The sequence below is a fragment of the Methylobacterium organophilum genome (genome assembly GCF_022179465.1).
In the GTDB taxonomy this organism is placed as follows: domain Bacteria; phylum Pseudomonadota; class Alphaproteobacteria; order Rhizobiales; family Beijerinckiaceae; genus Methylobacterium; species Methylobacterium organophilum.
Window position 1 is genome coordinate 1 of record NZ_BPQV01000027.1, and the last position, 590, is coordinate 590.

Here is a 590-nt window from a genome sequence, read left to right on the forward strand (position 1 = left end):
GCGATGTTTGAGCCCGACTGCCGGAAGTAGACGAAGGTGTCGGCCGAGATCGCGGTCATGAAGGTGTTGCCGGCGCCCAGCGTGATTTTGCTGATCGGCCCGAGCGTGACGGGATTGCCGATCTGGCCGGCCGAGAGGCCGAAGGGCAGGCCGGCCACGATGAACTGGCCCCCGGCCGTCGTGTACGTCCCGATGTTGCCCGAGACGTTGAAGCTGAAGTGCATCCCATTGGCGCCGTACCAATAGAAGCCCGACTGGTTCGTATAGGTCGTGCCGGCGAGGTCGCCCGGCGTCGTGAACGTCATCGTCGGCGTCCACTTGAAGGGCTCGACGAAGTTCGGCCCGTACAAGCCGTTGCGGGAGCCGAAGGGCACGCTGTAGCCCCAGGCCCCGAAGTCGTTGCCCATGATCTTGTTGCCGGGCCCGTCCTGGCCGACCTCGATCAGGTTGCCCGACCCGGTCGTGCGGTAGGTCGCGGTGTTGTTGGTCGCGATCAGAATGCCCCCGACCTGCTTGACGTAGCCGGCCGTGCGGGCCTGGGTGATGTCCGGGTCGAGCGTCGTGCCGGTGAGCCAGAGCTTGCCGCCGCC

The 590-nt window shown here is 66.3% G+C and carries 1 pseudogene; it reads right to left on the minus strand.

Features of this window, described 5'->3' with window-relative positions:
• A pseudogene (locus tag MFF21_RS23685) lies at positions 1–590 on the minus strand (hypothetical protein); the annotation flags it as partial.